Source organism: Caballeronia sordidicola, from assembly GCF_000729995.1.
Lineage (GTDB): Bacteria > Pseudomonadota > Gammaproteobacteria > Burkholderiales > Burkholderiaceae > Caballeronia > Caballeronia sordidicola_A.
In genome coordinates this window covers 70,137-94,054 of the sequence record NZ_JNFG01000007.1, presented here as the reverse complement: position 1 = coordinate 94,054, position 23,918 = coordinate 70,137, and the positions used below count along the sequence as shown (strand labels likewise).

At 59.9% G+C, this 23,918-nt stretch carries 25 protein-coding genes and 1 pseudogene; 16 read left to right on the top strand and 10 right to left on the bottom strand.

Annotated features, from left to right (window positions below):
• Positions 1-41: 41 nt before the first annotated feature.
• Positions 42-1,712 carry a peroxidase family protein gene (locus tag FH08_RS0107495; protein WP_051887875.1) on the top strand — a complete coding sequence of 557 codons (1,671 nt, stop codon included), beginning with the start codon at positions 42-44 and terminating at the stop codon, positions 1,710-1,712.
• 227 nt (positions 1,713-1,939) lie between these two features.
• Here FH08_RS0107495 and FH08_RS0107490 read toward each other — a convergent pair whose 3' ends face one another.
• Positions 1,940-2,971: an NAD(P)H-quinone oxidoreductase gene (locus FH08_RS0107490; protein WP_031357733.1), complete on the bottom strand. Its 1,032-nt coding sequence runs from the start codon at positions 2,969-2,971 to the stop codon at positions 1,940-1,942.
• A gap of 160 nt (positions 2,972-3,131) precedes the next feature.
• On the opposite strand from FH08_RS0107490, the gene FH08_RS0107485 reads away from it, so the two are divergent.
• The 6 genes from FH08_RS0107485 to FH08_RS0107460 all read left to right on the top strand — a co-directional run bounded on the left by FH08_RS0107485 (position 3,132) and on the right by FH08_RS0107460 (position 8,909).
• Positions 3,132-4,025, top strand: coding sequence for a LysR family transcriptional regulator (locus tag FH08_RS0107485; RefSeq protein ID WP_031357732.1), 894 nt, complete (start codon positions 3,132-3,134; stop codon positions 4,023-4,025).
• Between the two features lie 58 nt (positions 4,026-4,083).
• Complete coding sequence (locus FH08_RS0107480; protein ID WP_031357731.1) at positions 4,084-4,980, top strand: LysR family transcriptional regulator; 897 nt, start codon at positions 4,084-4,086, stop codon at positions 4,978-4,980.
• Between the two features lie 95 nt (positions 4,981-5,075).
• Positions 5,076-5,750 carry a histidine phosphatase family protein gene (locus tag FH08_RS0107475; RefSeq protein ID WP_031357730.1) on the top strand — a complete coding sequence of 225 codons (675 nt, stop codon included), beginning with the start codon at positions 5,076-5,078 and terminating at the stop codon, positions 5,748-5,750.
• 22 nt (positions 5,751-5,772) lie between these two features.
• On the top strand, positions 5,773-6,789 hold the full coding sequence (locus tag FH08_RS0107470; RefSeq protein ID WP_031357729.1) for a phosphotransferase family protein: 1,017 nt from the start codon (positions 5,773-5,775) through the stop codon (positions 6,787-6,789).
• Between the two features lie 43 nt (positions 6,790-6,832).
• The gene (locus FH08_RS0107465; protein WP_031357728.1) at positions 6,833-7,597 is read left to right on the top strand and encodes an SDR family oxidoreductase; all 765 of its coding nucleotides are present in this window, start codon (positions 6,833-6,835) and stop codon (positions 7,595-7,597) included.
• A gap of 67 nt (positions 7,598-7,664) precedes the next feature.
• On the top strand, positions 7,665-8,909 hold the full coding sequence (locus tag FH08_RS0107460) for an acyl-CoA dehydrogenase family protein (protein WP_031357727.1): 1,245 nt from the start codon (positions 7,665-7,667) through the stop codon (positions 8,907-8,909).
• A gap of 197 nt (positions 8,910-9,106) precedes the next feature.
• On the opposite strand, the gene FH08_RS0107455 is transcribed toward FH08_RS0107460, so the two are convergent.
• The gene (locus FH08_RS0107455) at positions 9,107-10,027 is read right to left on the bottom strand and encodes a LysR family transcriptional regulator (protein WP_031357726.1); all 921 of its coding nucleotides are present in this window, start codon (positions 10,025-10,027) and stop codon (positions 9,107-9,109) included.
• A 100-nt stretch (positions 10,028-10,127) separates the two neighbouring features.
• Here FH08_RS0107455 and FH08_RS0107450 point away from each other — a divergent pair, with 100 nt between their 5' ends.
• Positions 10,128-10,724, top strand: coding sequence for an HD domain-containing protein (locus FH08_RS0107450; RefSeq protein ID WP_031357725.1), 597 nt, complete (start codon positions 10,128-10,130; stop codon positions 10,722-10,724).
• Between the two features lie 107 nt (positions 10,725-10,831).
• Here FH08_RS0107450 and FH08_RS53250 read toward each other — a convergent pair.
• Positions 10,832-11,017 (bottom strand): annotated as a pseudogene (locus FH08_RS53250) (hypothetical protein); the annotation flags it as partial.
• Positions 11,018-11,187: 170 nt separating this feature from the next.
• Between FH08_RS53250 and FH08_RS0107440 the strand changes: the two are divergent.
• The 4 genes from FH08_RS0107440 to FH08_RS0107425 all read left to right on the top strand — a co-directional run bounded on the left by FH08_RS0107440 (position 11,188) and on the right by FH08_RS0107425 (position 13,306).
• The gene (locus FH08_RS0107440; protein ID WP_031357723.1) at positions 11,188-11,634 is read left to right on the top strand and encodes an OsmC family protein; all 447 of its coding nucleotides are present in this window, start codon (positions 11,188-11,190) and stop codon (positions 11,632-11,634) included.
• Positions 11,635-11,779: 145 nt separating this feature from the next.
• Entirely contained in the window at positions 11,780-12,226 is a 447-nt protein-coding gene (locus FH08_RS0107435; protein ID WP_031357722.1) for an OsmC family protein, read from the top strand.
• 70 nt (positions 12,227-12,296) lie between these two features.
• Positions 12,297-12,569: a hypothetical protein gene (locus tag FH08_RS0107430; protein WP_031357721.1), complete on the top strand. Its 273-nt coding sequence runs from the start codon at positions 12,297-12,299 to the stop codon at positions 12,567-12,569.
• Positions 12,570-12,844: 275 nt separating this feature from the next.
• Entirely contained in the window at positions 12,845-13,306 is a 462-nt protein-coding gene (locus FH08_RS0107425) for a MarR family winged helix-turn-helix transcriptional regulator (protein WP_031357720.1), read from the top strand.
• Positions 13,307-13,545: 239 nt separating this feature from the next.
• Here FH08_RS0107425 and FH08_RS0107420 read toward each other — a convergent pair whose 3' ends face one another.
• The 4 genes from FH08_RS0107420 to FH08_RS0107405 form a co-directional block, all read right to left on the bottom strand.
• Complete coding sequence (locus tag FH08_RS0107420; RefSeq protein WP_031357719.1) at positions 13,546-14,109, bottom strand: hypothetical protein; 564 nt, start codon at positions 14,107-14,109, stop codon at positions 13,546-13,548.
• 12 nt (positions 14,110-14,121) lie between these two features.
• Complete coding sequence (locus tag FH08_RS0107415) at positions 14,122-14,817, bottom strand: hypothetical protein (protein ID WP_031357718.1); 696 nt, start codon at positions 14,815-14,817, stop codon at positions 14,122-14,124.
• 146 nt (positions 14,818-14,963) lie between these two features.
• The gene (locus tag FH08_RS0107410) at positions 14,964-16,331 is read right to left on the bottom strand and encodes a sigma-54-dependent transcriptional regulator (RefSeq protein ID WP_031357717.1); all 1,368 of its coding nucleotides are present in this window, start codon (positions 16,329-16,331) and stop codon (positions 14,964-14,966) included.
• The gene (locus FH08_RS0107405; RefSeq protein WP_031357716.1) at positions 16,316-17,809 is read right to left on the bottom strand and encodes a sensor histidine kinase; all 1,494 of its coding nucleotides are present in this window, start codon (positions 17,807-17,809) and stop codon (positions 16,316-16,318) included. The genes FH08_RS0107410 and FH08_RS0107405 overlap by 16 nt, the downstream gene beginning before the upstream one ends.
• Positions 17,810-18,170: 361 nt before the next feature.
• On the opposite strand from FH08_RS0107405, the gene FH08_RS0107400 reads away from it, so the two are divergent.
• A complete protein-coding gene (locus FH08_RS0107400; RefSeq protein WP_031357715.1) occupies positions 18,171-19,406 on the top strand; it encodes an MFS transporter in 1,236 nt (411 codons plus the stop codon).
• Between the two features lie 100 nt (positions 19,407-19,506).
• Here FH08_RS0107400 and FH08_RS0107395 read toward each other — a convergent pair whose 3' ends face one another.
• Positions 19,507-20,391 (bottom strand): bifunctional helix-turn-helix transcriptional regulator/GNAT family N-acetyltransferase, encoded by an 885-nt coding sequence (locus tag FH08_RS0107395; RefSeq protein ID WP_031357714.1) that lies wholly within the window; start codon positions 20,389-20,391, stop codon positions 19,507-19,509.
• A 172-nt stretch (positions 20,392-20,563) separates the two neighbouring features.
• Positions 20,564-21,139 carry an NnrU family protein gene (locus tag FH08_RS0107390; RefSeq protein ID WP_031357713.1) on the bottom strand — a complete coding sequence of 192 codons (576 nt, stop codon included), beginning with the start codon at positions 21,137-21,139 and terminating at the stop codon, positions 20,564-20,566.
• A 97-nt stretch (positions 21,140-21,236) separates the two neighbouring features.
• On the opposite strand from FH08_RS0107390, the gene FH08_RS0107385 reads away from it, so the two are divergent.
• From FH08_RS0107385 to FH08_RS0107370, 3 genes are all read left to right on the top strand, one after another.
• Positions 21,237-21,914: a TetR/AcrR family transcriptional regulator gene (locus FH08_RS0107385; protein WP_051887873.1), complete on the top strand. Its 678-nt coding sequence runs from the start codon at positions 21,237-21,239 to the stop codon at positions 21,912-21,914.
• A 338-nt stretch (positions 21,915-22,252) separates the two neighbouring features.
• Positions 22,253-22,543, top strand: a complete 291-nt coding sequence (locus FH08_RS51690; protein ID WP_031357711.1) for a hypothetical protein — start codon at positions 22,253-22,255, stop codon at positions 22,541-22,543.
• Positions 22,544-22,595: 52 nt separating this feature from the next.
• Positions 22,596-22,898, top strand: a complete 303-nt coding sequence (locus FH08_RS0107370) for a hypothetical protein (RefSeq protein WP_152602746.1) — start codon at positions 22,596-22,598, stop codon at positions 22,896-22,898.
• A 42-nt stretch (positions 22,899-22,940) separates the two neighbouring features.
• Here FH08_RS0107370 and FH08_RS0107365 read toward each other — a convergent pair whose 3' ends face one another.
• Positions 22,941-23,864, bottom strand: a complete 924-nt coding sequence (locus FH08_RS0107365) for a LysR family transcriptional regulator (RefSeq protein WP_031357709.1) — start codon at positions 23,862-23,864, stop codon at positions 22,941-22,943.
• Positions 23,865-23,918 lie beyond the last annotated feature (54 nt).

Genomic DNA, 23,918 nt, shown 5'->3' with positions numbered 1-23,918 from the left:
CAAATACAACGAGGAGAATTGAATTGCGAATCCATCGATATATGCGGGTGGGGTGTTCGGCATTTACAATCGCCGTCGCTGCACTTCCAGCAAGGCTTTTCGCTGACACGCACGGCGCTCTTTCCGCAGCTCATCCAATTACACTGCTCCAGTCATTTCGGCCAATCGGCGGCACGGGTAATAACCTCGACAATCCCAACTTCAACGCCACGCCGGGCAGTCCGGAATTGAATTTGGCCCCGTTGAATTTCGCGCCTGGCACGGCCAACGGCCTGATAAACGGCCCGAATCCCCGGACCATTTCCAACATTATTTCGGGTGGCACTGGCGCGCAGGGACAAAATGGCCAGACCACCGATCCGGTTGCCTCTGCGTGGCTTTATGTGTGGGGGCAATTCGTCGATCACGATCTGGGTCTCGAAGCGGCGCCGCTCACGACCGACGCGATCAACATCACAATTCCCGCGAATGATCCCGACGTGAGCGCCGGCACCGTCATCTCAATGACCCGAGCGGTCCGCAGTCCGGCGACCAATACGATCGTCAACACGGTTGCAGGTTATCTCGACCTGTCGCAACTCTACGGCTCGACTCAGGAAATGGCCGATAGCTTGCGCAACGCGGACGGCACTTTGAAAGCGTCGCCCGACGGACAGTCGCTTCCGATTGTCGCCGGTGTCTTTGAAAGTGGCGACCCGCGGGTAATGGAGAATCCCGAGCTCACAGCGACCACGACGCTTTTCATGCGCGAGCACAATAATTGGGTAGGTCAGCTGAAAGCCCAGCAACCGACCTGGTCAGGTGACCAGTTGTACAACATGGCGCGAGCGATCACCACCGCCGAGTACGAGAACATTGTGTATTCCGAGTATTTACCTGTGCTGATCGGCCCGGTGCTCGGACCCTACAGGGGATACGACTCCTCGCAGAACGCGCAGATCTCGCAGGAATTTTCTGCTGCCGCGTTCCGCGTCGGTCATTCGCAGATCTCGGATACCCAGGAGGGCGTGGACAACGCTGGCGTTACCACCTTCAGTGAGGGACTCAGCGAAGCGTTCTTCAATACACCTCAAGTCGACATTGCGAACGGCACCGATCCCCTCCTGCGCTCGCTGAGCCTGGATTTCGCGCAGGCAACGGACGTGTATGTGGTCGCGACGTTGCGCAATCTGCTGGCCGCCAGCCTCGTGGGCGGCGGAGTCGATCTGATCGATCTGATAGCGATCGACATCCAGCGCGAACGCGATGTGGGAGTTGGCAGCCTGAACCAGATCCGCATAGCGTTAGGCCTTGCGCCTTATCAGTCGTTCGATGCATTGACCAGCGATCCCGCGTTGCAGGCCCAGTTGAAAACCGTCTATGGCACGATTGATCAAGTGGACCTTTTCATTGGCGGACTCGCGGAAGCGCACGCGCCCAACGCGGTTGTCGGGCCAACGTTTCAGAGAATCATCGGCAACCAGTTTTCCGCGTTGCGCGCGGGAGATCGTTTCTTCTGGCTCAACCAGGGGTTCGATCCTCCAACCACCCATATGATTGCGAACACGACGCTAGCCGACATCATCCTGCGTAACACGGACACAACCGCGTTGCAGCAGCATGTCTTCATTCAAGGGCCGCCGGTAACACCGCCCTCGCATCACAAGAGTCAGACTCCCGTTCCTCGTGGGATGAGGCCCGATGCTGCGTCCGCTGTCAATCCGGCGCGTTGAGTCGAGACGGTCAGCCTGAAGAGAATGTCGCCATGCCGGGACATTCTCGGGCGTGTCTTTCGTGACTATCAAGCCATTCGCATCTATAAAGGAATCCGGATCAAATGCCCCTGACCGGTGATGACCATTTCGACGGGCGTTGTTCGACAGATCCGATGATGGGCGATCGAGAACCCCGGATTCGAACGGTAACGTGGCGGCCGCGATCGATCATCCCCCAGGCTTCTTCAGCCAATGAGATCGGCACCTGTCGTCAGGACAATCTTTCCAAAGTGTGCGCCGGAATCGATCAGCTCGTGAGCGCCGCGAGCGTCGGCAAGCGCAAAGGTCTTGTAGATAACCGGCTTGATCTTGCCGCTCTCGATGTGCGGCCAGACCTGCCGCTCCAGTTCATTGACGATGGTCGCCTTGTCCGCGGAGGTGCGCGAGCGCAATGTCGAGCCCATATGCGTCAGACGTTTCGTCAACATCGGCACAAGGTTGAGATCCTTCGCCGGCCCCGCGATCACGCCCACCTGGAGGATCCGACCGTCCATGGCTGCAGCGTCATAGTTTCTGGCCACGTAATCGCCGGCAATGATGTCGAGGATTACGTCGACGCCTCGTCCCTCTGTGAACCGCTTTGTTTCGGCGACAAAGTCTTCCTCGCGATAATTGATCGCGAGGTCTGCGCCTAGCGCCAGGCTCGCCTCCCGATGCGCCTGCGACCCCACTGTCGTGATGATTTTCGCAGCGCCGAATGCCTTCGCCAGCATGGTCGCCGTAGTACCGATACCTGACGCTCCGCCATGGATCAACACCGATTCGCCGGCAACCAGCTTGCCGCGCTGGAACAGGTTCAGCCATACCGTCATAAACGTTTCGGGCACGGCCCCCGCTTCCACCAACGTCAGGCCTTTGGGGACATGCATCGTGTTGCAGGCGTGCGCGACGGCATATTCTGCGTAGCCACCGCCGGGAATCAATGCACACACCAGTTCGCCGATCTGGAATTGAGACACGTCGGAGCCAACGGCAACCACTTGACCCGCCACTTCCAGCCCTGGAATGTCCGAAGCGCCGGGGGGCGGATCATACAGCCCTTTACGCTGGAAAACGTCTGGGCCGTTCACGGCAGCCGCGTGGATGCGGATAAGAACCTGATCGGCGGCCGGCATCGGCACGGGGCGCGTAGTCGGCACCAGGACTTCCGGACCGCCGGGCTGTTTAATCTCAATGGCCGTCATGGACGACGGCACACGATAGGTTGAGGCAGACATGGATACCACTCCTTCAATAGATGAGGCTCGGATGATCCGGGCGGATCATTCAACGAGGAACTCTTGCGTTCGTTAAGTTCAGTATAGGCATCGACATTGATGAATATGTGCAGCATTATTCGCGTGGTGAGATGCAAATTTGCATCAGGAGGGCGGCACCATGAACTGGGATGACGCGCGCGTGTTTCTCGCGGTGGAGCGCGAAAAAACGCTCCGTGGAGCGGCCAGGACGCTCAATCTCGATCAGGCGACGGTCGGCAGACGCATTGCAGCACTGGAGCACGCCCTACGTGCAACGCTCTTCCTGCGCACCTCTGAGGGTTACGCGTTGACCGCCGCAGGCGAGGCCGCGCTGAGATCAGCGGAGAAAATGGAACAGTCCGCGCACGAACTCGTCAGACGAACTCAGGGCACGGATACACGGCTTGCGGGGGACGTAAGAGTCACCAGCACCGACTCGATCGCGCTCGAATTCCTGCTTCCCGCCATCGAACGTCTGCATGCTGCGCATCCGGAAGTGCGGGTCCTGCTGGACACGTCGACGATCATGCTCAATCTGGCAAAGCGTGAAGCGGATATCGCGGTCCGCTCAGTCAGGCCGGACAATCCCGATCTTGTCGCGCGACGCCTGGCTCGCTGGCCCATGGCGCTCTTTGCATCGAAGGCATATCTTGAGCAGCACGGCAAGCCCGCTGCTGGCTCCGCATTCGCGGGCCATGATCTTGTCGTCTATCAGGGAAACTGGACAGGTAGTCGATCATCCACATCGCCAACTCTTGCTGGCGAACCGATACACGCGGGGCGCATCGTATCGACTTTCAATTCCAGCCTCATGCTACGCACCGCGGTAAAGGCCGGCATCGGTATTGGTGAGCTGCCGATACATCTGGCTGAACACGACGGCCTCGTGCAGATATGGCCGGAACCCGCGCGCGGGGCGGTCTATGAAATCTGGCTCGTCACGCATCAAGACCTTCGGCATACCGCGCGCATTGCAGCAATGATTGACGGCATCGTGTCCGCGTTCGAAGATCACACAATCCGAACGAAATAGTTACGCATAACTTATAAACTGCTGCTTAAGGCTTCAGGCAGCGTCAGGGAATCCGAAAATGCGTCTATCCAAAATCGATCTGAATTTATTTGTGGTTTTCGACGCGGTGTATAGAACGCGAAACCTGACACGTGCAGCGGAGACGCTCTTCATCACGCAGCCCGCTGTCAGCAATGCATTGGCGCGTATGCGCAAGGCGCTGGACGATCAACTTTTTGTGAGCACGCCGGCCGGCATGGTGCCGACGCCGATGTCCGAGAACATCATTGGGCGCGTTCGTGATGCGCTACAACTGCTCGACTCGAGTACCCATGCCGGAGAACAATTCGATCCGGCGTCGTCGGAACGGACCTTCAGGCTGAGCATGAACGACCAGACCGAGGCGTTGCTGCTCCCCGCGTTGGAGGAGGTTCTGCAGCGGCTCGCCCCTGGCATACGCATCGAGAGCTATTTCACGACGCGCAGAGACGTTCCCAAAGAATTGGCGAGTGGCGCCGTCAATCTTGCGATCGATGCGCCGCTGATTGACGACCCGTACCTCGAACAGGAGCCGTTGGGCCGCGACCGGTATGCGTGCATGCTGCGTCAGGACCACCCGTTCTCCAAGAAGAAGCTGACGATCGATGACTATCTCGGCTTCGGTCACATCCACGTGTCCAGCCGGCGCCAGGGCCCCGGTCTGGTGGATGCGGAACTCAACAAGCTCGGTCTCAGGCGTTCGATCCAGACCCGGGTTCAGCACTATCTGGTGGCTCCGTTGATCGCGATGCGCACAGACCTCGTTCTTACCGCACCGCTCAAGCTCCTTAAGCGTTACGACGCGCGCATCCTGGCACTGCCGTTCGACCTTCCCAATCTCGAGGCGCATAGCTACTGGCACCGAAGTGTCACGGGGGACCCGGCTCATCGTTGGCTACGCGAGCAGGTTGGCCGTCTCATGCGAGAGGCGGACTAGGTGTCACGAAAAGTTATCGTCAGGTATCACGACAATAAATTTCCTGAATGAGGCGAGACTCGGTATCGTTCAAGCTATGTTGAGACGAGGATGACATGGCGGAACTCTACCTGGTGCGGCACGGGCAGGCGTCTTTCGGCGCCGAAAACTATGACGAGCTATCGCCTTGCGGTGGTCAGCAATCGCATTGGCTCGGCGAATACTTCGCAAAGACAAAACTGGAGTTTGATCGGGTTGTCATCGGCACGATGCGGCGGCACGAGCAAACCGCCGACGCTATTCTTGCCGGGATGGGCGGTCTTCAAGTGGACGTCGTGCAAGACGCGGGCTTGAACGAATACGATTTCAGGGCTTTATTTGCCGCTCTTGACGAAGACAAATGCGGGCCGGGTTCTTCCGTCGAGAGTTCGAAGACGAGCTTCTACAAGGACCTCAAGAAGGCGCTACACCTCTGGTCCGAAGATCGCTTGCCGGGGCCTGTTCCTGAAACGTGGCAACAGTTCCAGACGCGTGTTGAGCGTGCGCGTCTCGCCGTTCAGCGAGCAGGCGGCAAGCGGGTTCTGGTCGTGAGTTCCGGAGGTCCGATAGCCGTGTTTACCCAGCAGATTCTGCAGGCGCCGGCGGCGGCCGCCATTGCGCTGAACATGCAAATCCGGAACAGCAGCGTTTGCCAATATGTCTTTAACGACACCGCGATGTCGCTAGTCAGCTTCAACTCGCTGCCTCATCTCGACGCTGTCGAGCGGCGCGAATTCATCACCTACGGTTAATTCGAATCGGATCCGCAATACCATGAACGCTAACTTTCAAATCGATGCCGAAGCGCTCACGCGTTATCTGACGGCGCACGTGCCCGGGTTTCAGGGGCCGTTGTCTATCGATAAATTTGCTGGTGGGCAATCCAATCCTACGTTTCTCCTGAAAGCGCAAAGCGGCAGTTATGTACTGCGGCGTCAACCGCCCGGCACGCTGCTCAAATCCGCACATGCGGTAGATCGTGAATACCGCGTGCTCACAGCACTCAGTCGAACGCCGGTACCGGTCGCGCGTGCGTATCACCTTTGCGAGGATCGTGACGTCATCGGCAGCATGTTTTACGTCATGAGCTTCGAGGACGGCGAGATCTTCTGGAATCCAGCCTTGCCGGAACTGCCCGTCGGGGAACGTGGCGCCATTTACGACGCTTTGCTCGGGACCATGGCGGCACTCCATGATGTGGATGTGGAGGCTGTTGGTCTAGCCGACTATGGTCGCCCCGGAAACTATTTCGCGCGTCAGATCGACATCTGGACCAGGCAGTATCGTGCGGCGCAAACCGACGTGCTGGCTGCCGTGGAGACCCTGATCGAGTGGCTGCCCTTGAACTGTCCCGTCGAAGCCGGTAAGCCTTCGCTCGTGCACGGCGATTTCCGTATCGATAACCTCATTTTCATGCGCGGCTCGCCGCAGGTTCGCGCGGTGCTCGACTGGGAACTCTCCACGCTCGGCAATCCACTAGCCGATCTCGCGTACTTTTGCATGTGCTTGCGGCTTCCTCCGCACGGTCATATCGCCGGTCTCGAAGGGTTGAACAGAGCCGAGCTGGGGGTGCCGGACGAGGCGACGATCATCGAGCGATACTGCCGGCTTCGGGGCATCGCGTCGATTGAGAACTGGAACTTCTACCTTGCGTTCAGCTTCTTCCGGCTCGCGGCCATTGCGCAGGGCGTCAAGAAGCGGGCCTTGGGCGGTAACGCGTCGAATGACAAGGCGCGGCAGGTCGGAGAGATGGCAGGGGTGCTTGCAAAGATGGGCGTCGACCTGATCTGAAATCAGGCGGAAAACTGGAACCTGAGACACACTGAGGCTAATTGTGACTACTAATTTGTTTGATCTGAACGGGAAGATTGCACTGGTTACCGGTGCCAGCCGAGGTATTGGCGAAGAGATTGCCAAATTGCTCGCGGAGCAGGGCGCCCACGTGATTGTGTCGAGCCGCAAGCTTGAAGATTGCGAGGTCGTGGCACGCGAAATCAGACATGCGGGCGGCAGCGCGGAAGCCAAGCCTTGCCACGTTGGGCGTCTGGAGGACATTCAGGCGATCTTCCAGCAGATTCGCGCGCAACATGGCCGGCTGGATATTCTCGTCAACAACGCGGCGACGAATCCGTATTTCGGCCACATTCTCGATACCGATCTGACGTCTTTCGAAAAGACGGTGGATGTCAATTTGCGCGGTTACTTCTTTATGTCTGTGGAGGCGGGCAAGTTAATGCGGGAGAACGGCGGCGGTGCGATCGTCAACACGGCTTCCGTTAACGCACTGCAACCGGGCGACAAGCAGGGCATCTACTCGATCACGAAAGCCGCCGTTGCGCACATGACGCGGGCATTCGCGAAGGAGTGCGGGCCGCTGGGGATTCGGGTAAACGCGTTGCTCCCGGGGTTGACCAAAACGCGCTTCGCCGGAGCGTTGTTTGCAGATCAGGCGATGGTCGAAAACATGGTGTCCAGGATTCCGCTGAGGCGTCACGCGGAGCCTCGCGAGATGGCGGGTACGGTGCTTTATCTGGTATCCGATGCCGCGAGCTATACCAATGGAGAGTGCATCGTCGTTGATGGCGGACTGACGATCTAATGGCCCAGCCGAACCACGGTACGGGTCGATGCACTGACAATATTCTTTAATGATTGAGGAACAGAAAATGGATTTTGCATATAGCGAGAAGGTTGAAGCGCTGCGCACACAAGTGCGTGCTTTCATGGATACGCACATTGTTCCGCGTATTCATCAATGGCATGAGGAGGTGAACGCCGGGCAATATCCGGTTTCCTTTATGGAAACGTTGAAGGAACAGGCGCGTGAAGAAGGGCTCTGGAATCTTTTCCTTCCGCATCTGCGGGATGACGAACCCGGTACTCGCCTGACCAATCTCGAGTACGCGCCGCTGGCGGAAATCATGGGGCGGGTGTCGTGGGCGTCGGAAGTATTTAACTGCAATGCTCCGGACACCGGCAATATGGAACTGCTCCATATGTTCGCGACGCCTGCCCAACGCGAACAGTGGCTCAAGCCTCTCCTCGACGGCAAGATTCGCTCGGCGTTCGCCATGACGGAACCGGCTGTGGCCTCGTCGGACGCGACCAATATCACCACGTCCATTCGTCGTGACGGGGACGACTACGTAATTGATGGCCGGAAGTGGTTCATCACGAACGCGGCGCACCCGAATTGCGAACTCTTCATCGTGATGGGAAAGACAGACCTGGACGCGCCGAGCCACCGCCAGCAAAGCATGGTCCTCGTGCCGCGTAATACGCCGGGCGTCAGGGTGATCCGCAATGTCGCGGTGGTCAATCACGTGGCGCCGGAAGGACACTGTGAGATCGAATTCAAAGACGTACGCGTACCCCGTTCGAATCTGCTCGGCGAGGAGGGCGGCGGATTTGCGCTCGCGCAGGCGCGCCTCGGGCCGGGACGGATTCATCACTGCATGCGCTCGATCGGTGCAGCGGAATTGGCGCTCGAGTTGATGGTGGAACGGTCCCAGGCGCGCACGGCATTTGGAAAGAAGCTGCATGAGCTCGGATCGGTGGCTGAATCGATTGCGAAGTCGCGGATCGAAATCGATCAGGCGAGGCTGTTTGTTCTGAAAGCCGCGTGGATGATTGACAACGTGGGCGCGAAGGAGGCACGCAAGGAGATCGCCATGATCAAGGCGCTCGTACCGAGTGTGCATGTCGCGGTGTGCGAACGGGCGATACAGGTGTTCGGTGCGATGGGGCTGAGTCCCGACACGCCTTTGGCGGATAGCTGGACATGGGGGCGTGCATTGCGCTTCGCCGACGGCCCGGATGAGGTTCACCTGCAAAGTATCGCTCGCATGGAAATCAAGGCACGGCAGTACGAGCCCGGCAAGAAAAATCCCTACCTGATGGCATCGATGTAAAAGCAAGGCCGCCAGCAACGGCGGCGTGTGTCGTGCTGGCATTCGGCGCAGCCGGGGCGATTGCGGCGGCTGCCCGAGATGCATTTGTATCGATCGACGGAAAGCGGTATCTGCGCACCTCGGCTATATGAATGTCGACAAGTACTTTCCTTGGTTGACCGTTTCAAACGCATGATCAACGCATCCAGGAAATGCCGCTAATCGCCGTCGATATCCAACTGCACAGACAACTCCCAGGCTGCGTTGCGCAAAATTTCCTGAGCGCGTTGCGCGATCGGGGATAGATAGCCGGCCCTTCGTATCAGTCCGACCTGACGCAGCAGGCCGTCAAGCTGGATCGGACGCACGGCGATGTCGAACGGCAGGGGGCCAGTATCGAAGCTGCGCGCGTTGATCAAGCTAACCAGCTGCGTGGTCGATACGATCAGAAACAATGCGGCCAAACTATTGGCCTCGGCCACAATGCGCATACGTGGGTACCCGTGTTTTGCGAAGGCTTGCTCGATCTGCACACGCGCAAATTCCTGTCGACTGGAGGCGGCCCATGCGCAGTCCACCAGATCCTCCAGCGTGACCGATTCCCGCTCAGCCAGAGGGTGCCCGGTCGCAACCATCAAGCTGTAGTGATCGTCATAAAGCACCTCCTTGGCCATGGATGAGTCCAATGTGTCGGGCAAGGGGCATACAGCCAGTTCCACTTCACGCCGATCAATTGCCTCCAATAGCACATCGCTAAACGCTGTAGTCACATTGACGCGTGCGGCGGGCCGCTCTACCAGCAACGTTGGGAAGAGCGAGCGCAGCGCAAATCTCGTGGTGGCCGGCGTCGCACCGATACGCAGCAGGCCCGCGTGTCCACCACCAATATCGCGCGCTTCCTGCAGCGCACTATTGAGCTGCAAGGACACGCCCGATACCCGTGCATGGAATACCTTGCCTGCCTCGGTCAATACCGAACCGCGTGCGGTGCGCTCGACCAGCGCAACCCCCACCTTGCGTTCAAGCCGCTGTATGGCCTTGGTCACGGCCGGCTGGGAAATGCCTAGCTGGCCGGCGGCGCGTGCCAACGTACCGGTACTCGCAATGGTCAGGAAATATGCAAGGTCGTTGTCAATCATGCCATTCCTGCAAGTTATGGATTTTGACCTTCCAGTTATTGGATTTTATATCGCCGTCCCCCGAATATTGAAGCTCCAATTACAGAGAAGGAGTAGTGCCATGAAAGACAATGAACAGTGCGCCGCCTTTCGCCATATGCGAGAGGGAACGGAGCAGGATTGGGCGATCATCGGTAGTGAGGTTGGACCGTTTGCCAAAGGACTGCCAGGACGCCTGCTGGGCCACCTGCAATTGCTGAATGGCGACTTTGGCGGCTTTCCTGTCGATCGTCTGACGCATAGCCTTCAAACTGCCACGCTCGCGCATAGCGACGGCCAGGACGAGGAATACGTGGTTTGCGCGCTGCTGCACGACATTGGCGATACCCTGGGAAGTTACAACCATGCCGACGTCGCAGCCGTGCTGCTGGAGCCGTTCGTCAGCGCGGAAAATCACTGGATGGTCAAGCACCATGGGATCTTCCAGGGGTATTACTTCTTTCACCACATGGGCATGGACCGCAATCTGCGCGATAGCTACCGCGGCGTGCCGGAGCTGTTCAAACGTACCGCGCATTTCTGCGAGAAATATGACGCGGCGGCCTTTGATCCGGATGCACAAACGCTGCCGCTAGAGTTCTTCGAACCCATGGTGCGGCGAGTGTTTGCCGAGCCGAAGCAAACCCTGTACAAAGCCGCGTTCGAGAAAATAGGCTGAGTGTTGTCCCGGACGACCCTCCGAGGAGACGGTCGCGAAAGCTCCGCCTCGGCCGAGAAGCTTGGGGTTTGCTTCGGCTCACACTCCGGACAGCCCAGGGATGATCGTCAAACTGCACTGAAAGGCGCGTACCGCGCCTGCCATTCACGAGCGGATACGAGCGTGTCGTCGACTTCGATGCCGGGATATCGAACTGTACTTTCGCGTTTCGTATAAACGTGAAGCAACTGTACGGCCCTGAAGTTTTTCGTACGCCGGTCAATCAGCGGTGCTCTGGACCAGCGCATCGCGTGCGGCATCACACTGACCAACGCAAGGTTTTATTCATACCTATCGAAAAGCGTATGCGATTAAATCTTTTGCGATTGACATTCGTTGGCTCTTTTTTTATTATGCGACGCATGCGACTACATCGCATGCGATTTAAACCAACTTGACACCCTTACGCACGAAGGAATCCATCATGACCAAGATCGAACAAGTCCTCTTCTCAGGCAACAGTCACGCAACGATCAATCACGACCCCAATGTCGAGCGCGGTGAGTACGGCGTCCTCGACCTCAAGCTGTCAGCGTCCGGCGATGAAAGCCGCGAGTTCATCGCCACCGGGTTGCACCCGAGAGCCGAGCAATTATTTTCGGGCGCGTGGTCGGCCTGTTACATCAGCGCATTCGAGATTGCGGCCTCCATGAAAAAGGTCACGCTGCCGTCCGACTATTCGGTGGACATCCAGGTAAGCATTGGGTCGGTCGGTGCCGGACACTGCCTCGGCGCCCAGTTCACCATCCGCGCGCCGGGTCTGGCCACGGAAGTCGTCGAACCAATAGCACGCCTCGCCCATCAGATCTGCCCGTACTCGAAGGCTGTGCACGGCAACATCGAAGTCGGCCTGAACGTCGTTACGGTGTGATCGGAGGAGGCATGCGGCTCTCGCTAAAACCTCTGAGCAGTTTCATCGACGCAAGCCTGTTATTTGTTTTTATTTAAGATCGCATACGATGAAATCGTGTGCAATGTAAAGTCTCTCAAAACCCTTATTCACGAAGGAAGCCATCATGGAAAAGATCGAAAAAGTCCTCGCCTCAGGCAACAGCCACGCCACGGTCAATCGCGACCCTAATCTCCAGAGTGGTGAGTTTGGCGTGTTCGACCTCAAGCTGACAGCGCCGGGCGTTGAAAGCCTTGAGTTCATCGCCACCGAGCCGCACCCGACAGCTGAGCAGTTGTTTGCGGGCGCTTGGTCGGCCTGTTACACGACCGTGTTCGGGATTGCGGCCCAGTTGAAGAAGGTCACGCTGCCGCCCGACTATTCCGTGGACATCAAGGTCAACATTGGGCAGACCGGTAGCGCGTGGTTCCTGGGCGCCGAGTTCACCGTCCGCGTGCCAGGTCTGGCAACGGAAGTTGTCGAGGCAATCGCGAAGCTGGCCCATCAGATCTGCCCGTACTCGAAGTCGGTGCGCGGCAACATCGAGATCGCCACGAACATCGTCACGGTGTGATCCACCGAGGCACGTGTCTTTCGCTGAGGCACGTGCCGCACATTTAACCTCTTTTTAGGGAATTCCCATCATGAAGACCAAGCTTATCGTTGCGCTGCTCGTCGCGGTTTCTGCATTCGCCGCCGCACCCGTGTTTGCAAGCGGCTATGGCCCGGCCCCTTTTTACCGGCCCGCGGTTGGCGCACCTGCGTCGCAAAGCGGTCAGAGCGTGCGAACCGTCACCGCCGAACGCGCCGGCGCAACTGGCTTGGACGAGGCGTATGGCGGTGTAGCCTCCGGACTGTCTCAAGCGGGGAGCCATGTCGCCGTGACGCCGCGCGACAACCTTTTCGCGCGCCACTAGACCGAGCATCGCTGCGTCGCTGGGCCGTCGCGCATCCTTGTTCCTCATGCGTGACGGTCACAGCGTCGGATGGAAAACGACGCGTAAGGCTGGCCGAACGTTTCCCGGCGTTGCGGAATTGACGATGGCGCACCCGGAACCGCTGAGTCCTCATCAGAACAAGCAGGGTTGCTCCCTACGCAGTGCTGGTCGAGATTTCAGTCTGTTGCGAGAAAATCGCATGCGATGTATTATTTGTGTTTGCTAGATGTCGCGCCCCGCCAGAGAGGATACAAATGAAAAGTGCGAACCAAGCGCCCGCTGCGGCCGTGCCGCTATCAGACTACCTGTGCTTTGCGGTCTATTCCGCGAACCTGGCGTTCGGCAAGGCGTACAAGCCGATCCTCGAAGAGCTTGGGCTCACCTATACGCAATACGTCACGATCATTGCGCTGTGGGAGCAAGACAACCAGACCGTCAGCGGTCTGGGCGAGAAGCTGTTTCTCGAATCCAACACGCTCACGCCGATGCTTAAGAAGCTCGAGGCGTTGGGTTATCTGGAAAGGCAGCGCGATCCCGAAGACGAGCGGCAGGTGCGGGTCAGTCTCACGAAAACCGGCCGGCGGCTGCGTGAGAAAGCGCTGAAGATGGACCTCACCGACGCAACCGGCCTCGGGCCGGACGAGTTCGCGAAAGTGCAGAAGGCGATCGTGGCGCTACGTAACAATCTCATCGATGCGGTTCAGGCCGGTGAATAAGCGCTGAGAAGAATCACCGCGGGGCCGGGATGGTGCCTTCGCCTTTGACAACCGGATGGCCGGCTCCGCAACGCAGCGGACACCTGAGCGTTCGACCGGACACGGGGCCGCTCCGTGCCCGCCGACGGTTGCGATATCCGACCCGCAACGATCATTCGCCCTTCGGACCGCGCGCGTTCGATTACAAACACTCATCGGACAGTAAGCTGTTCAGGCTCGCCATGCGGTTTATGAAGGCCTCACATATCGGAAGCAGATAGTGATTCTGCATCCACGAGATACGCGATTTCCTCCACCTCGATCGTCGAACCGAACCGGTTCTTCACGCCTGGCCCCCACGCCTTCACATAAGCGCCGGGTGTCAGGTAGGCCTTAAGCTCTGCAGCGGCATGCGGCGGCATGCGCAGCGAGGTGCCGCCCTCCAGCAGCGCGCCGCGAAGTTCTCCTTTTGGTCCATAGAGCGAGAGCACGACTTTCCCCTCGGCATCCATTTGCCGGCCATCGTGTTCTGCCCGGTGCTCATGGTTCGCATGCTGCGGGCCTTCATCCACGATCTCTTTGCCCTGCGCGGAAGTCAGTGTCACTGCCGCGACAATATCTGCGTCGCGTGGCTTCACGCCGCGAATACGAACCCTGTCCCCGATGACGATGTGCTTCGCCACTTGCTTTGCCAGATGCGGTGGGAAGTGGACTTGCCGGGCGTGGTCGAGAATGAAACCATCGAGTTCGCCGTGGGGATTCAACAGGAACTGCGTGAGCTTGCCGCGCGTTTCCGGCAGACAGGCGGGATCGATCCAATGCATTTTGAAACTCCTTTATTGAGGTGAGGTGTTGTAGATGGAAGTGAGATTGCCCGGCGTTCCGAAAGCGGTAGCCTGCAACGATTCGCCATAGCGGTTGCGGGTTCCATAGCCTTCGGCGGCTACCGTCGTGCCCGGTTGAAGGAGATTCGCGAATTGCACCGCGACCGGTGGCGTCAGCTTGACGACGGTGCCATCGGCGAGCAGTACGCCATCCGGTTCCCCGCGCGGCGCTGTAGTCACGCGCAAAACGCGTCCGCTTGCACCGAGCTTGACGAGCCCGGCACCGCGCAAGGAACGCGGCGACGGTGCGGCACCAGGGCCCTCAGGCGGCTGGTCCACGAAGCGTCGACCGGTTCGCGTTTGCTCGATCTGCTGCGCCCTGATCGACTCTCCCGGCACTGCGTAACCGGTGATGCGAACGTCGTCTCCCGGCGCTATCGATGCCGCCAGTTGCAGCCCCACGTGCGGAGGAAATGCGACCAGGGTATTGTCCGCGAGCAGCAGGCCATCGACGTCACCTTCCGGGTTGATCAGGAAGCGGCCAACAGAGCCACTGATCGTCATCATGGCGCCGGGTTGCTGTCCAACCGGTGGCGGCGGCATCAGGGGCGCCACGGGAGGCACCGCGGGCTGCGCGGCGCACGCGGCAGCCGAAGCGATCAGCATCGACGCTAAAGCGAAGCGGGTTACTGAGTGAAATGTGTTCATCGTTGAAACTCCCGGCATTCAGTGTTGAGCAAGTCATCTTGCAAGCACCATGCCGGGCGGGAGAACTCCATTCCACGGGCCTCTTGAGGATTGCAACGAGCCGATGTGTCCACGCGACTGACAGCACGCGTCAAGCAACTGGACACTTAGCCGAGCTTGTACGCGGCCAGTTTCGTGTAGAGCGACTGGCGGCTGATCCCGAGCCTGCGAGCGGTTTCGGCGCGGTTGCCCGAGCTCGCTCGCAATGCCCGTTCGATAGACGCACGCTCCAGCCGTTCGATCGCTTCCGGCAATGGCAGGTCGAGCAGGGCATCGGCGATTCCGACCTGCGCCGCAGGAGCGGCCATCAGGAAAACAAGATCGTCATCGGTGACGAGCGGGCCGCGCGCAAGCGCCGTTACTCGTTCCATCGCGTTCTTCAGTTCGCGCACATTGCCAGGCCATGGGTAGGCGAGCAGGCACGCTTCGGCGGCCGGACTTAGCGAACGCGCCGGTGCTCCACGCGCCGCCGCGAGTGCAAGGAAATGCGTGGCGAGCTGCGGGATATCGGCAGGACGTTCGCGCAGCGGTGGAAGGTGGATCGGAATCACATTGAGCCGATAGAACAGGTCCTCGCGAAACGTGCGCGCCGTCACCTCGGCACTCAACTCGCGATGCGTCGCCGCGATGATCCGCACATCGATCGACACGTTTCGTTCGCCGCCGAGCGGCGTCACCACGCGCTCCTGGATCGCGCGCAACAGCTTCGCCTGCATGTTAAGTGGCAGGTCGCCGATTTCATCGAGGAAGAGCGTGCCGCCATTCGCCTGCGCAAAACGTCCCGGCCGATCCGCAACCGCGCCCGTGAACGCGCCCTTCACGTGACCGAACAGCTCGCTCTCGATCAGTTCGGCAGGAATGGCTGCGCAGTTGATCGCGACGAAAGGCCCGCGTTTGCGCAGCGATACATCGTGCAGCACGCGGGCGGCCACTTCCTTGCCGGTGCCGGTTTCGCCCGTGAGGAGGACCGTTGAATCGCTCGCGGCCGCGCGGCCTATCTGCTTCTGTACTTCACGTAGCGACTCGCTCTTGCCGATCAACCTGGGAATGCTGTCCACAGGCTCCACGGGCTTCACGCCCGCTTCGGGCCGCGCGTCCTGCGGCCGGCCCGAAGCGCCGATCCTGTCCATCAGTGCGACGATCGTTTCACGTCCGACCGGCTTCGTCAGGTGCTCGAACGCGCCGAGGCGCATGGCGTGGATGGTGTTGTCGCTGGTCGCGAATGCAGTCAGGATAACTACGGATAATGCCTTATGCGCCGGTATCGTGCGCAGCCGTTCGAGCACTTCGATGCCGTTCATATCGGGCAAACGGAAGTCGAGGAACACGCAATCGAAACGTTGCAGGCCTTCGAGCAACGCGAGCGCCTCGCGGCCCGTGCCGGATTCAGTGATCCGATGGCCGAGGTCCGTGAGAGTCTCGGCGAGACTCTCACGAAAGGCATCGTCGTCGTCGACAATCAGGATGTGCGCCATGGGATCTCGATGACAAAACATGCGCCATGATTACGAGCGTCGAGGAAGGCCCGGCCGCCATGGGCGGCCGCGATCTCCCGCACTACGGCCAGACCGAGCCCGGAACCTGCCGGATGGCCGGTGACGAAGGGTTCGAAGATGCGCTCGCGATCGCCTGCCGGCACGCCCGGGCCGTCGTCAGCGACTTCAATGCGAAGCATGTCCCGGGAGCGCCGCGCCAGCAACGTCACATGTCCGCCCGCGGGCGTGTGACGCACGGCGTTCAGCACGAGGTTGTCGATAGCACGCGCGATCTGCTCCGCGTCCAGGCAAGCCGGGTCGTTCGTATCGGAGTCATCCGCAAGCGAGAGCGAGACCTCGGCGCGCACCGCCGCATCACGATGGAGTTCCACACGTTCTGCCAGCAATGCGTCCAGCTTCACCGGATGCGCCTCGATGCGCACCGGCTGCGTCAACGCGAGCAGGCCTGTCAACTGGCCCTCGACACGCTGGATCTGCGCGAGTATGGCCACGAGCGCGTGGTGCCTGCGCTCCGCGTCGCCGGCCAATGCATTTTCCGCCTTCAGCCGCATCGCGCCTATCGGGTTGCGGATCTCGTGCGCGACCTGGGCGGCGAGCCGTCCGAGCGCGGCGAAACGTTCGGCCCCTGCGAGCCGCGCGTTCAGGTCGACGGCCTGCCGTTGCAGCGCGGCAGTGTGTTCGCCGTAGGCGTTGAACGCGCCGACAATCTTGTCGAGATCCGGTTCGCCAGTGGACGCCAACGGTACGAAGGCATCGCCGTGCGGCTCGCGCATGGTCAGGCTCGTCTCGATGCGGGCAAGGTTCGCGCGCCAGCGTCGCAGCAGGATGCCGAGCGCAATCGCGATCAGGACGATCGTTGCCAGCAGCACTGCGAGCACGGACACGAGCGTCTTGCCGTAAGGTCCAAGCGGTGGATGCGCGCGTGTGAGGGTCCACGCGAACAGCATGTCGCGATGAGGGACCGGGCAGGCGGCGACCACCACGGCGTCGTCCTGGCCTTCCACGAACTCCGACGCGCTCGCATGAAGTGCGGCAGCTTCACGCAGCGTCCGCAAGATCAGCGGCGTCTCGGCTTCGGGGATATCGCGCTTGATGCCACTGCCCTGATAGGTCGGATACGCGTAGGCGTCGAGCGTCCCCCGAGCGAGGTTCGTATTGCTCCAGAAACCGCCTTCGACGCCCTGCATCTGCGCGAGCACGACATCGAGGATGGCGTGCATCAGATCGGTATTCGGCTGCGGGCTTCCCACTGTGCGATCAGTGGAGAGATCGTAGCGTGACGCTACGGTTTCGCACGCGCTCAGGGCAGTTTGCCGCGTGAGGCCGACCTGCCTTCCCACGTTCGCTCCCCCCATGAACCAGACAAGACCGATGAGCACCGCGCACATGACGGCGACCAGCACCCAGAACAGGGCGAGGGTGCTGGCGAATGAGAGGCGGCGTGAGGCTGAGTGCATAGGATGCGGTCAGGCCAATGGCACATGAGCGAAGGGATAGAAGGTGAAGCAAGTTCCTCGCCCGGGGATGCCAAGCGTCAATTCAGCCTGATTGATCACGTGCGCTGCCGGCTGTCCAGTTAATGGACGCATGGTGTCCAGCAAAGCGACGGCGGTGGTCGCGGACGCCGCCCCGGTGCTCCTCCCACAAGCTCTGCGCCGATGGCATGCGGCTTGCAAAAGGTAGCGCTCAGCCGACTTTGCCGGCAACTTCGCGAGCCATCGACATCATGCTGACATGGATTCATTTCGCTAACCTGCATGTTACCGGCCCGCTCGGCTCGCAGCCCGGGCCGAACCAGAACGGTCGGAGGTGACGGACGTGAAAGCCACTCGACCGCTGGAGGCGCTCAACTTCTTTATCGCCGACGTGCAGGCTGGCATCGGCCCGTTTCTCGGCGTGTTTCTCCAGTCACGCGGCTGGGGCGCGGACGCGATCGGCGCCGTGATGAGCATCGGGGGACTCGCGGGCATGCTCGCGACGACGCCCGCCGGCGCACTCGTCGATGCCACCCGCAGCAAGCGGGCGGTAGTCGTCGTGGCCGGCTCCATGACCGTACTCGCGGCCTTGCTCCCATGGATCGCGCACGGTTACTGGACCGTAGCGGCATCGCAAGTGGCAACCGCTATCACCGGCGCCGCAATCGGTCCCGCACTCGCCGGCATCACGCTCGGCATCGTGCGCCAGCGCGGATTCGACCGGCAGTTCGGCCGCAATCAGGTCGCCAATCATGCGGGCAATGTTGTTGCGGCAGCGCTGTCGGGATGGCTTGGATGGCGCTTTGGCTTCGGCGCGGTGTTCGCGTTGAGCGCGGTGTTCGGCGCGTTATCGGTGCTCGCGGCGCTGCTGATTCCGGCCGGCGCTATCGACCATGATCATGCGCGTGGACTTGAACGCACGGGGTCATCGGAACCGCAGAGCGGCCTACGCATTCTGCTCGGCTGCCGGCCGCTCCTGCTGCTCGCGCTTGCGCTGGGACTCTTCCACCTCGGCAATGCGGCGATGCTGCCGCTCTATGGGCTGGCTGTCGTCGCCGCGCATCAGGGCGACCCGAGCGCATTCACGGCCGCGACCATTGTCGTCGCGCAACTCGTGATGGTGATCGCCTCATTCTTCGCTAACCGTCTGATCCAGTGGCGCGGCTACTGGTGGGTGATCCTGATCACGTTCGTGGCGCTGCCCGTGCGTGGGCTTGTTGCGGCAAGCGTGATCCACGCGTGGGGCGTATGGCCAGTCCAGACTCTCGATGGCATCGGCGCCGGGCTGCAAAGCGTCGCAGTGCCAGCACTCGTGGTACGTCTGCTCAACGGCACGGGCCGCGTGAACGCAGGCCAGGGGGCGGTCATGACGGTCCAGGCGGCAGGCGCCGCGCTTAGTCCCGCGTTAGGCGGCATGCTCGCGCATCACTTCGGCTTTTCGACGGCCTTCATCGCGTTGGGTGCTCTTTCCACGGGCTCCCTCGCGCTGTGGCTGGGCTTCGGCTCGAGCCTCCGGCACGCCTGCCGCGTGTCTTCGGATTCAGGCTTGCACCCGGGTATTGGAGGATCCGCTTCGTGAGGCTAAACCAGGATGTCCTGGGATCGCTATCGAAAGTAGTGCGAGAAATCGTCGGTCTTTCGGGCGCCTTGCTGGACTTCGAGGCCAGGAAGCGGTCAAGTCAGGGCAACTTCTTTTCGAACCAGTGGTGGGCGTATGGCTCAGTGTTGAACGCATCGACTTCAACGTATCCGGATTGCCGATAGAGCGCGATCGCTTCGTGTAATGTTCGATTTGTCTCCAGGTGAATTACACGCGCCCCGTTCTGCCGGGCATGTTTCTCCGCCTCGTCAATCAACCGCCGGCCCAGACCCAGGCCGCGAGCGGACGCGCTCACCCACATCCTCTTGAGCTCGGCCGGTGACTTCTTGTGAAACTTGAGTGCGACGCATCCTATCGGGTTGCCGCGGAGTCTCGCCACGATCAACGCTCCCTCCGGAGCCGTCAGTTCGCGGCTATCCGCTGACAGACTGAACGCCGGGTCGAATCCTGATTCGAAGCGCTCGTTGAGTTCGGCGAAATACTGCTTAAAGCACCATCGCGCGTCATCGCTATTCGGATCCTCAATGGCGAAGCGCATCAGCGATGGCTGTAGCAAGCGCTCCACTTCACCCATTGCCGTGATAAGCCTGCGACGCTGCTCATCGCTTAGCGACTCGAGCACGTGAGTAGCGATCACGTCGGATAGCCGTTCAAGTTCAGTTCTTTCATCGAGGCCAGCCTTTGTCAGGCAAGCCCGGCGCACTCTGCGATCGTCCGATTGCGTCTGGACGACGACAAGTCCCTGCCGTTCAAGAGAAACGAGCGTACGGCTGAGATACCCCGAATCGAGGCTAAGACGAGCGCGAAGAGTACGAAGATCAGCGCCGTCAACGCCGATCTCCCAGAGGAGGCGCGACTCGCTCATTGGGCGGCCGCGCCCGAGGAAGCGGTCATCGATAGCGCCGATGCCCTCGGCGACTATGCGGTTAAAGCTACGAACCTGGCGAATGTCGGATGCGTTCATATCTCTGACTTTAGTCAGAGATTGTGATTGCGTCAACGTCACATCGAACTGTTCGGCGGCCGAGTGAAAGAGGTGACCGATTTAACGCTTTCCCGCTGCGCACTGGTCAGATCAGGTCCTTTAAGCGAGCGTCAGATGCGTTATGAGTCGTGGCTTTTGAAAGCTGCCGCATTCAGCCGAGCGGCGATACTCCGACCACGCGCGCATGAGCCCACAGCAACACGAACGCGTACAGCCCCAACCCCGCGACGACCACGATCACATCGTTGATTGCCGAAGCTGGCGCGCTCGGCACAGGGCGGACGTTGGGGCGCCGGCTGACCGAGATCAGGTCCGCCACCGCCCAGACGAGGAAAGCGCCGAACAGCAGCAGATCGTTCAGCGTACCGTTGGCGAGCAAATGCGACGCAGCCCATAAAATCACGGCGAGCAGCATCGGATTCCTGGCCAGGCGTTTTATGCGGCCAGGCAGATAAGCCGCAATCAGCAGAGGAAACACCGGCAACATAAGCAGGAACGCTAGGTGGCGCAGAGCCATCGACGGCGCGTAGACCATGACCGGTAGCTGTCGCGCGATGCCGTAACCGTAGATCATCGCGACAAGACTTACGATCGACGCCAGCGCATACGGTCCTTTCCACCCGTACTCGCCCATGCGCGCGGCCTGTGCATCTCGCCAGCGTGGCGCGACGATGGAGATGGAGTGAATGCCGAGGAAGACCAGGAGACCTGCAACGAAGAGTGTCATCGGTTTAATTCAATGTTGACGGTAGCAACATTTAAAGTAGATGCTGTGCTTAACTTCGTCAAGTTAAAATTGACGGCGTCAACATTGGCGGAAACAGATGACCATCAAGAAGACGAGCAAACAAGCATTGACCGATGCCGCCAAGCGTCCGTATCACCATGGCGCGTTGCGTGAGGCAATGCTCGAAGCAGCCGAGCGCATCCTTGCTCGCGAGGGCATCGGCGGGCTCTCGCTGCGAGCCGCTGCACGTGAGGCCGGCGCTTCTCACGCCGCGCCCAAGAACCACTTCGACAATGTGACCGGGCTGTTGAGCGAGCTGGCAGCCGTAGGTTTCCGACGCTTCGAGAATCGCCTGCTCAATGCGGCGGCCACCGCCGCTGCTCCCGAGGCGAAGCTTGCCGCCCAAGGGCACGCTTACGTTGAGTTCGCGACCGAGTTTCCAGGTCTCTTCATGCTGATGTTTCGCAGCGAACGGCTCGACCTCGATAGACCAGGCTTGCGTGAAGCGATGGGCCGCGCGTCGTCGGTGCTACGTGCGGCAGTCGGGGCGTCGCAAGAGCCCGACGCTGCACTGCCCACGGATAGCGCAGCGCGCATAGTGACCGCCTGGGCACTTGTCCATGGATTTGCCTTATTGCAGATCGACGGGCGTCTCGACCCCATAGTCCGTAGTCTGCCAGGAGGCATGGACGCAATGGCGCTGCTCGATGTCATTCTGAATGCCGGAGGTGGCCAATTGAGCAGTCACAACCCTCTGGCGTTCCAGGAAAAATGAAAAGAACATACTGGGACTTCCTCCAGTCCAACTGGAATTCACGTACCGAAATGATCCTGACACGTATAGAGGATAGCGAACCAATCGACGCCATGGACCATAAACGGTCGATCCACGATCAAAGCTAATTTCATTCCAATCAACTCGCGCGCCGGGGACCACGTGGAGACTCGATGCGCCGAAGAAAGCTCACGCCGTGCCGTGCATCGTTTTTACAAAACCTTTACGGTGGTAAGCGCTTTTTCGACACGGCTATTACCGAGGAAGATCAACAATACCAAGCGATCCGAAGACGGTACGGTTTTCGCAAGATCGACACTATAAAAAGCGGGAGTATTATGACCGACGACGTTCGGGCTTTGATCGAAGAAATTCAACGATACGCAAGAAACCGCGCGCAGGACGTGACACGTGGCGCGGAAACGCCGGCGCTCGCTGCGCTGATGGTCGAGAAATTCGGCGAAGGTCTGGTAAAAGCGGGGTATCTGCTAGGCGTTGAGCGGGCCGATGAACTCAGGCATGAAATCGACCGTCTGGTACGCGAGATCGACGTGCACTACCCCAAGCATCTTCAATGCCGTTTTGAAGCGCGCCCGGCGGGACTGGCCATCAACGGCACGGCTCACTGAGCGTTGCTTATGCTGATGTTAAAAGCGGACCTGGCCGATTCCCGGTCTCGTGATGGATAAAGAGCATTACCAAGTATTGGTCGATTTAATTTTAATGCGAACTCCTTCAAGCGGACCGCACCAATTTATTGAGGATGTTATGGCTTTCAAACAAACCAAGGGCAACATGACTGTTGAGGCTTGTGTCCTTCCGTCTCCCGGCCAAATGTTCAAAGGCGCTATCCGTGTGACAACGGTTCGTGACGCCAAGACAATCGAACGAGTGACGGGGCGTGGCTGTGGCCGCCCGATGCGCGATGCTGACGCCGCATTGGCGATGGCTGAAACCGCCGCCAGACAGATGATCGGCGCCTAAGTTTTTACAGGCCCAAGCGCTGCAAGGGAGCGTTCCGATCGCTCACGGGGGCAGTGCGCTCCACTTCCTTGCAAGATCGAGTTGCCCGACACGGTCGATCAGCGCCTGGGTGAAGACTCGAATTTTGGCGGGCTGGTGGCGCCTGCTCTGGTAAGCAATATTGATGGTGAGGCGGGGTAGTTGCCAGTCTTTGAGAACGGGCACCAGACGGCCGGAAACAATGTCGTCGTGAACAATGTACAGCGGCTGAATGACGATGCCCATGCCCGCATATCCCGCTGCACAAATTACCTGTCCTTCGTTCGAATCAAGCGCGCTTGTAATGGCGATGTCGCGGCTTTCTTCTCCCCGCGTCAGATGCAGCACGTAAGGATCCAGTGCAAGGTTGTAGACAAGCATGCGGTGGTCCGCAAGGTCCTCGGGTGTCTTGGGACGCCCATGCCTCGCCAGATAGCCGGGCGATGCTGCCAGTACCCGTCGCGTCTCGGCCAGACGCCTCACCGTGATGCCGGAATCGCCTTCGTACTCACGCGTGCGAATGGCCACGTCGATACCCGCTTCGATGAAATCCGGATACCGGTTGGCCGCCACGATCTGCACGGATAGTTCCGGATACTGCAGGCTGAACTCGGGCAGCCACGGCGCAATATGCATCATGGCGAACGAGACGGAACTCGTGACACGCAACGTGCCGCGCGGGTTCAGCGCGGCGTCGCCCGCAGCAGAATCGGCCTCGGCCATCTCGGCCAGAATGGTGCTGCAGCGCCGGTGATAATCGCGCCCGGCATCAGTCAGCCAGAGCCGGCGCGTGGTTCGCTCAACCAGCCTTGCGCCCAGCCGCTCTTCCAGCGCATTCAACGTTCGGCTGGCTGCAGCGTTCGACATGTTCAGCTTCTCCGCCGCTTTGGAAAGGCTGCCGGTCTCCGCCGTCAGGACAAAAAATTCGATCTGGGTGAACCGGTCCATAAGGGATTTTTCCGCCTGGTGGAAATATCATTTCACTATAGCTCGTTTTATTCC

Coding starts and splice junctions, on each gene's coding strand:
- FH08_RS0107395 (WP_031357714.1), bottom strand. CDS start 20,391: ATGAACGCATCCGACATTCGCCAGGTTCGTAGCTTTAACCGCATAGTC.
- FH08_RS0107450 (WP_031357725.1), top strand. CDS start 10,128: ATGAAAGACAATGAACAGTGCGCCGCCTTTCGCCATATGCGAGAGGGA.
- FH08_RS0107495 (WP_051887875.1), top strand. CDS start 42: ATGCGGGTGGGGTGTTCGGCATTTACAATCGCCGTCGCTGCACTTCCA.
- FH08_RS0107425 (WP_031357720.1), top strand. CDS start 12,845: ATGAAAAGTGCGAACCAAGCGCCCGCTGCGGCCGTGCCGCTATCAGAC.
- FH08_RS0107415 (WP_031357718.1), bottom strand. CDS start 14,817: ATGAACACATTTCACTCAGTAACCCGCTTCGCTTTAGCGTCGATGCTG.
- FH08_RS0107435 (WP_031357722.1), top strand. CDS start 11,780: ATGGAAAAGATCGAAAAAGTCCTCGCCTCAGGCAACAGCCACGCCACG.
- FH08_RS0107440 (WP_031357723.1), top strand. CDS start 11,188: ATGACCAAGATCGAACAAGTCCTCTTCTCAGGCAACAGTCACGCAACG.
- FH08_RS0107455 (WP_031357726.1), bottom strand. CDS start 10,027: ATGATTGACAACGACCTTGCATATTTCCTGACCATTGCGAGTACCGGT.
- FH08_RS0107420 (WP_031357719.1), bottom strand. CDS start 14,109: ATGCATTGGATCGATCCCGCCTGTCTGCCGGAAACGCGCGGCAAGCTC.
- FH08_RS0107485 (WP_031357732.1), top strand. CDS start 3,132: ATGAACTGGGATGACGCGCGCGTGTTTCTCGCGGTGGAGCGCGAAAAA.
- FH08_RS0107490 (WP_031357733.1), bottom strand. CDS start 2,971: ATGTCTGCCTCAACCTATCGTGTGCCGTCGTCCATGACGGCCATTGAG.
- FH08_RS0107470 (WP_031357729.1), top strand. CDS start 5,773: ATGAACGCTAACTTTCAAATCGATGCCGAAGCGCTCACGCGTTATCTG.
- FH08_RS0107390 (WP_031357713.1), bottom strand. CDS start 21,139: ATGACACTCTTCGTTGCAGGTCTCCTGGTCTTCCTCGGCATTCACTCC.
- FH08_RS0107430 (WP_031357721.1), top strand. CDS start 12,297: ATGAAGACCAAGCTTATCGTTGCGCTGCTCGTCGCGGTTTCTGCATTC.
- FH08_RS0107385 (WP_051887873.1), top strand. CDS start 21,237: ATGACCATCAAGAAGACGAGCAAACAAGCATTGACCGATGCCGCCAAG.
- FH08_RS0107480 (WP_031357731.1), top strand. CDS start 4,084: ATGCGTCTATCCAAAATCGATCTGAATTTATTTGTGGTTTTCGACGCG.
- FH08_RS0107370 (WP_152602746.1), top strand. CDS start 22,596: ATGGATAAAGAGCATTACCAAGTATTGGTCGATTTAATTTTAATGCGA.
- FH08_RS0107365 (WP_031357709.1), bottom strand. CDS start 23,864: ATGGACCGGTTCACCCAGATCGAATTTTTTGTCCTGACGGCGGAGACC.
- FH08_RS0107405 (WP_031357716.1), bottom strand. CDS start 17,809: ATGCACTCAGCCTCACGCCGCCTCTCATTCGCCAGCACCCTCGCCCTG.
- FH08_RS51690 (WP_031357711.1), top strand. CDS start 22,253: ATGACCGACGACGTTCGGGCTTTGATCGAAGAAATTCAACGATACGCA.
- FH08_RS0107410 (WP_031357717.1), bottom strand. CDS start 16,331: ATGGCGCACATCCTGATTGTCGACGACGACGATGCCTTTCGTGAGAGT.
- FH08_RS0107460 (WP_031357727.1), top strand. CDS start 7,665: ATGGATTTTGCATATAGCGAGAAGGTTGAAGCGCTGCGCACACAAGTG.
- FH08_RS0107475 (WP_031357730.1), top strand. CDS start 5,076: ATGGCGGAACTCTACCTGGTGCGGCACGGGCAGGCGTCTTTCGGCGCC.